We start from the raw sequence: 5822 nt of genomic DNA on the forward strand, positions 1-5822 counted from the left end.
GCAAGAAATAACCGAACCGAATCAAAAAGTAGTAGTACGCTAAGGAGCCGCCGTAGGCGAACAGAACATAGACGATCAGCGCGAACGCGCCAGCCGCCGTGACGGCCGCCTCCGAACCGCCGATCGCCGCCGTCGACAAAATCGCGCCGCCGTACACCAAGCTCAGCACGAAGTTGCCGATCGATACGATAGTGTAGACGCCCATCGAAATCAGCACGAATAACACGCCGTTCCCCAACACGCGGCCGTACCGCCGCCACGCTTCGCGCAGCGCCTCGCCCGGCGCCGCAGGCTCGCCGTCGGCCGCGCGGCCCGCGAGCGCGACCGCCCAGGCGCAATAGACGGGGACGATCAGGAACGTTGCCAGCAGCCCCAAGAGGAACATGCCGATCGCCTTCGCCCACGCCGAGGCTCCGCCCGCGAACAGCCGCTCCGAAAATCGACTCTCCCAAAATCGATCCATATCCGCGAAGTCGAAATTCGGCACGAGCGACATCGCGCTCGCATCCACGAGCAGCGCGTTCGAGACGAGAAAGATCGGCCCGAACGCCGCCAACGTCCCGAGGAATAAAGGTTTGAATGCCTTCCGGTACACTTGCAAAGCATAGTCCAGCATCGGACCGACGCCCGTCGGGCGCAACGTCGTACGCGTCATGCATGCCTCCGAAACAATGGAATTGCTTCCTATTGTACCATGCGGAAGGCCCTGCGTCTCCGGAATGCCCCTTCCCGCCGGTGCGTCCGCGCATAAGAAAAGACCCGGCGTCTCCGCCGAGTCTATGTAAGGTTTTATTCCGTTCTCACCCGCCGACCTTCGCGGCGAAAGGATCCGGCTGCTTCACGCTGACGCCGGTCGTCGCTTCGAAGTCGTATAACGCCTTCGTCGTCTCGGAGAACCGGTCGAGCTCGTTGTACGCCGGGATGCCGTGGTACGCCATGTCGAGCCCCTCCTCTTCTTCTTCCTCCGTCGCGCGGAGGCCCACCGTCGCCTTCGCGATATACGCGATCGCCGCGCCGCCGGCGAAGCCCCAAGCCAGAATCGATAACGCGCCCGCGACCTGCGCGGCGAGCAGCGACGTCTGCCCCGTCGTGAAGAGGCCGCCCCCCGCGTCGAACAGTCCGACCGCGATCGTGCCGAACAGGCCGTTGAAGCCGTGCACCGCCACCGCGCCGACCGGATCGTCGACCTTCATTCGATCGACGAACAGCGTCGCCCAGATGACGATCAAGCCGGCGACGAGGCCGATGACGATCGACTGCCATTGATTGACGAACGCGCAGCCCGCCGTGATGGCCACGAGACCGGATAACGCGCCGTTCATCACCATGGAAGGGTCGGTCTTGCCGAAGCGGAACAGCGTGAACAGCATCGCGGACGCGCCGCCCGCCGCCGCGCCGAGCATCGTATTCAGCGCGATGGACGACAGCATCCCGTCACCTGCGCTGAGCGTGCTGCCCGCGTTGAAGCCGAACCAGCCGAACCAGAGCACGAACACGCCGGCCGAGGCGAGCGGGATGTTCGACGGCGCGAAGACGTTGACGCTTCCGTCCGTATATCGACCCTTGCGCGGTCCGAGAATCCATGCGATGACGAACGCCGCGGACCCGCCGAGCAAGTGAATGACGGCGGAGCCCGCGAAGTCCTTCATGCCGAGCCGCGCCAGCCACCCTTCGCCGTTCCAGACCCAGTGCCCGGAGATCGGGTACAGCAGCAGCGCGATCAGGCCCGCGACGATGACGTACGCCTTGAAGTTCATCCGCTCCGCCACCGCGCCCGAGACGATCGAGATGCACGCGACCGCGAAGCCGAGCTGGAACAGCACGTACGCCGCCGACGGCAATTCGAGGCCGGTCTCGATCTTCTCCGGCGAGAAGAACAACGACGCGCCGATGACGCCGCCCGCGTCGGCGCCGAACATGAGGCCGAACCCGACCGCCCAGAACGCGAGCGCGCCGATCGTCAGGTCGACGAAAATTTTCATCGTGACGTTGACCGCGTTCTTCGTCCGCACGAGGCCGGCTTCGAGCAAGCTGAAGCCGCCCTCCATGAACAAGACCATCGCCGCCGCGAGGACGACCCAGATCGTATTGAGATGAATCGCTTCCGCCATGATGCTTACGCCTCCCCTGTCGTCGGCCGCAGCTCGTCGATCGTCTCGTCGATCAAGCCGGTTCGGATGTTATACGCTTGCTCCACGGAGGAGACGAAGATTTTCCCGTCTCCCGCTTCCCCCGTCTGCGCCGCCGATACGATCGCCTTGACGGTGCGCTCGACCATGTAATCCGAGATCACGATTTCCATCTTCACCTTGGGATGCAAGCTGACGTTGTAGTTTTGTCCTCTGTAAATCCCGCTTCGTTCTTTCTGCAAGCCGCGGCCGACCACCTGATTGACCGTGAACGCGGTCACGCCGATCGCATGAAGCGCCTTGATCGTATCGTGCAGCTTTTGCGGCCTTAGGATCGCTTCGATCTTTTTCAACCGGGTTCGCCTCCGTTATCGTTAGTATTACTGCCACCAAGAACCTCACATGTAGATGTTATCTACACTTCCATGTAACAATATCTCACGCAACAACCGATTCGTCAATATATGTCGTTGTTCTTTACACAAAAAAATCGTGAGCCTGTCCTTGTCGGCGTGTCACAAACCGCGCCTCCTTCTCGTTACATGATCAAACGGAAAACGAGGAGAGGGTACACATGCAAACCATCGTCGTAGCCGGAGGCGGATACGCCGGCATTCATGCGATTAAAGCGTTAAAGGCGGAGAGCGAGCGGCTCGGGACGCCGATCCGGATCGTCCTGTTGGATCCGTCGCCGTATCATCTGAAGAAGGTTCGGCTCGTGCAAGCGGCGGCGGTCCCGACGAGCCTTCGCGTGCCGTGGTCGGAGCTGTTCCCCGCGGGGGAAGCGGAATACGTGCAGGGCCGGTGCCTGTCCGTCGACGGCGCGGCTCGCACGCTGCGCTACGCGGACGCGAGCGGCGCGGAGCGCGCGATGGCGTACGACCGGCTCGTGCTCGCGCTCGGCAGCGTCGTGCGGGATGCGCCCGAGGGCGCCGGCGGCATCGCCCTTCGCGACGAAGCGGCGGCGGAGCGCATTCGCCGCGCCGTGGAGGCGAACCTGTCGGCGGCGGCGAGCGAGCGGAACCCCGACCGGCGGGCGGCGCTGTGCGCCGTCGTCGTCGCCGGCGGCGGCATCAGCGGCGTCGAGACCGCGGCCGAGCTCGCGAAGGCGATGAAGCGGCAGGCGGCGGCGCTCGGGCTGCCGTCCTCGCTGCCGAGCGTCGCCATCGCCGCCGGCGGTCCCCGGCTCGTGCCGCTCATGTCGGACGCGGCGGCTCGGCGGCTCGAAGCGAGAGTGCGCGCCGCGGGCGTGCGCATTCTGCGCGGCGTTCGCGTCGAACGCGGCGGCGAAGACGGGTTCGCGGCGTTGTCCGACGGCCGGCGCATCCCTTGCAGCCTCGTCGTGTGGACGATCGGCGTGGACCCTTCCCCCGCGCTGCGCGGCCTCGGACTGCCGCTCGGCGAAGACGGCCGGCTGGTCGCCGATTCGTGGTATCGCGTCCAAGGCGGCTATGGTACGATATATGCCATCGGAGACAACGCCCGCGTCGTGGATAGCGCGACGGGCATCGAAGACGGCATGACGTGCCGCGAAGCGATCCAGCAGGCGGTTCAGCTCGGGCGCGCCTTGCTCGCGGACGCCGCGGGCCGGCCGGCCGCGCCTCATCGCGCGGCGACTCGACAGCAATATTGCGTCGATCTCGGCGAGGGCGAGGGCTTCGCATGGATCCGCCACTGGGGCGTCGACATGACGATCGGCGGCAAGCTCGGCGGCAAGGTTCGCGAATATACGTGGAATCTCGGAAGCTTGATGAAATAATCGGAAATAACGGAAGGGGCGTTGCATATGTCGGAGACCACCTCCTCGACGGGGTCGGATGCGCTCTACGCGAAATATAAGCCGTTGCTGTTCTCCCTGGCATACCGGATGACCGGCTCCGCGGCGGAAGCGGAGGACGTCGTGCAAGACGTCTTCCTCCAGTGGGAGCGGCGGTCGCCGGCCGAACGGTCGCTGGAGCACCCGAAGGCGTATTTGTGCAAGATGACCGTCAATCGCTGCACCGACCTCGCGCGATCCGCGCGGGCGCGGCGGGAGACGTACGTCGGTCCATGGCTCCCGGAGCCGCTCCTGACGTCCTCCGACTACGACGACCCGGCGGCGTACGCGGAGCGCGACGAAACGTTGTCGTACGCGATGCTGCTCCTGATGGAACGCCTCTCCCCCGTAGAGCGCGCCGTATTCGTGCTGCGCGAGGCGTTCGGCTTCGACTACGAGGAGGTCGCTGGACTCGTCGAGAAAACCCCTGCGAACGTCCGGAAAATCATGAGCCGCGTTCGCGCCAAGCTCGAAGCCGACCCGGCGGAAGCCGACGCGCCGATCGACCGCTTCGCCGCGGAGCTGCTTCAGGCGTTCCATCATGCTTCGAGCACGGGCGACATGGAACCCCTCTTCCGGCGGCTCGCGCCGGACGTCGTGCTGCTGTCTGACGGCGGCGGCAAGGTGTTCGCGGCGACGGTGCCGATCGAGACGCAGCCGCGGGTCGCCGCGTTCCTCGGCGGCTTGCTGCGGAAGCCGCCCGCGCACGCGGAGGTCGTCCCCGTCGTCGTGAACGGCGGGCCGGCGCTCGCCATTTTCGAAGGACTCGACCGTTCTCTGCGCACGATCATGTCGTTCCGGTTCGCCGCGGACGGCGCGGTTCGGGGCATCTACATCGTCCGCAACCCGGACAAACTAAGTCATGTTTCCCGGCAGCTGCGAATACCCTAGTACCACTACGGACAAACGGGGTGGAGCATGTCCTGGATCGAAGCCTTCGTACTCGGATTGATACAAGGATTAACGGAGTTTCTGCCGATCAGCAGCACCGGCCATCTCGCGCTCGGACGCCATGCGTTCGGTCTCCAAGAGGCCGGGTTGTTTCTGGATACGATGCTGCATATCGGCACGTTGGTCGCGGTCGTCTTCTATTATCGCGAGGAATTGTACGGCGTCTTGAAAAATCCGCTAGGCAAAGTCAGCCTGCTGCTCGTCGTCGGTACGATTCCGGCGGTCGTCGTCGGCCTCTTGTTCGAGGATTTCTTCGAAGAGATTTCCGTCAGCGGCGCGACGATCGGATGGGAGTTTCTCGCGACCGGCGTGTTCCTCTGGTTCGCGGACGCCATGCGGAACGGGCGCAAGAAGATGCAGGACTTGACGTATACGGACGCGCTTGTGATCGGTTCGTTCCAAGCGGGCGCCATCCTCCCGGCGATCTCCCGCTCCGGGCTCACGATCGTCGGCGGCCTGATCCGCAAGCTCGACCGGGAAACCGCGGCGTATTTCTCGTTCCTGTTGTCGATCCCGGCCATTCTCGGCGGCATCGTCATGCAGTCGACGAAGCTGCTGGAGGGCGGCGGCGCGGCCGGCGCCATCGGCATCCCCGCGCTCGTCGTCGGCTCGATCGCTTCTGCCGTCTTCGGCTATATCGCGGTGCGCTGGATGATCGACTTCCTGAAGCGCGGCTCGCTGAAGATCTTCGCGGTGTACGTCTGGGCGCTCGGCTTGATCGTCCTCGGCGCGCAGTTTCTCGGGAAGTGGTAGCCGCTTGATTTCGCCCCGGCCCGCCCAAGTTGAACCGCCCCTTCCGCTTCGCTACAATAAGAGCATTACTTATTGAGGAAGCGGTGGTTTCGTGGCAGGGCGAGGTCGCGGGCAGCAAGAACGAGGCGGACGCCGGGGCGCAGGCGGCGCCGGACAACAGGAGCGGACCGGTC

The 5822-nt window shown here is 64.6% G+C and carries 5 protein-coding genes and 1 pseudogene; 3 read left to right on the forward strand and 3 right to left on the reverse strand.

The features are described from left to right. The 3 genes and pseudogenes from VEZ38_RS16085 to VEZ38_RS16095 form a co-directional block, all read right to left on the reverse strand. A pseudogene (locus tag VEZ38_RS16085) lies at nucleotides 1-655 on the reverse strand (hypothetical protein); the annotation flags it as partial. A gap of 145 nt (nucleotides 656-800) precedes the next feature. Next, nucleotides 801-2111 carry an ammonium transporter gene (locus VEZ38_RS16090; RefSeq protein ID WP_324895192.1) on the reverse strand — a complete coding sequence of 437 codons (1311 nt, stop codon included), beginning with the start codon at nucleotides 2109-2111 and terminating at the stop codon, nucleotides 801-803. A 5-nt stretch (nucleotides 2112-2116) separates the two neighbouring features. Continuing rightward, nucleotides 2117-2482, reverse strand: coding sequence for a P-II family nitrogen regulator (locus VEZ38_RS16095; RefSeq protein ID WP_324895194.1), 366 nt, complete (start codon nucleotides 2480-2482; stop codon nucleotides 2117-2119). A 221-nt stretch (nucleotides 2483-2703) separates the two neighbouring features. Here VEZ38_RS16095 and VEZ38_RS16100 point away from each other — a divergent pair, with 221 nt between their 5' ends. Genes VEZ38_RS16100 through VEZ38_RS16110 form a run of 3 tightly spaced genes read left to right on the forward strand, consistent with a single transcriptional unit; the run spans nucleotide 2704 to nucleotide 5649 of the window. Further along, nucleotides 2704-3888 carry an NAD(P)/FAD-dependent oxidoreductase gene (locus VEZ38_RS16100; RefSeq protein ID WP_324895196.1) on the forward strand — a complete coding sequence of 395 codons (1185 nt, stop codon included), beginning with the start codon at nucleotides 2704-2706 and terminating at the stop codon, nucleotides 3886-3888. Nucleotides 3889-3915: 27 nt separating this feature from the next. After that, nucleotides 3916-4836, forward strand: a complete 921-nt coding sequence (locus tag VEZ38_RS16105) for an RNA polymerase sigma-70 factor (RefSeq protein WP_324895198.1) — start codon at nucleotides 3916-3918, stop codon at nucleotides 4834-4836. Nucleotides 4837-4863: 27 nt separating this feature from the next. Beyond that, nucleotides 4864-5649 (forward strand): undecaprenyl-diphosphate phosphatase, encoded by a 786-nt coding sequence (locus VEZ38_RS16110; protein WP_324895200.1) that lies wholly within the window; start codon nucleotides 4864-4866, stop codon nucleotides 5647-5649. Nucleotides 5650-5822: the final 173 nt, after the last annotated feature.

The organism is Paenibacillus sp. (assembly GCF_035645235.1).
In the GTDB taxonomy this organism is placed as follows: domain Bacteria; phylum Bacillota; class Bacilli; order Paenibacillales; family YIM-B00363; genus Paenibacillus_AE.

Bases quoted from the DNA above. Each gene is read 5' to 3' on its own strand.
- VEZ38_RS16105 (WP_324895198.1), top strand. From the start codon at position 3,916: ATGTCGGAGACCACCTCCTCGACGGGGTCGGATGCGCTCTACGCGAAA.
- VEZ38_RS16100 (WP_324895196.1), top strand. From the start codon at position 2,704: ATGCAAACCATCGTCGTAGCCGGAGGCGGATACGCCGGCATTCATGCG.
- VEZ38_RS16110 (WP_324895200.1), top strand. From the start codon at position 4,864: ATGTCCTGGATCGAAGCCTTCGTACTCGGATTGATACAAGGATTAACG.
- VEZ38_RS16090 (WP_324895192.1), bottom strand. From the start codon at position 2,111: ATGGCGGAAGCGATTCATCTCAATACGATCTGGGTCGTCCTCGCGGCG.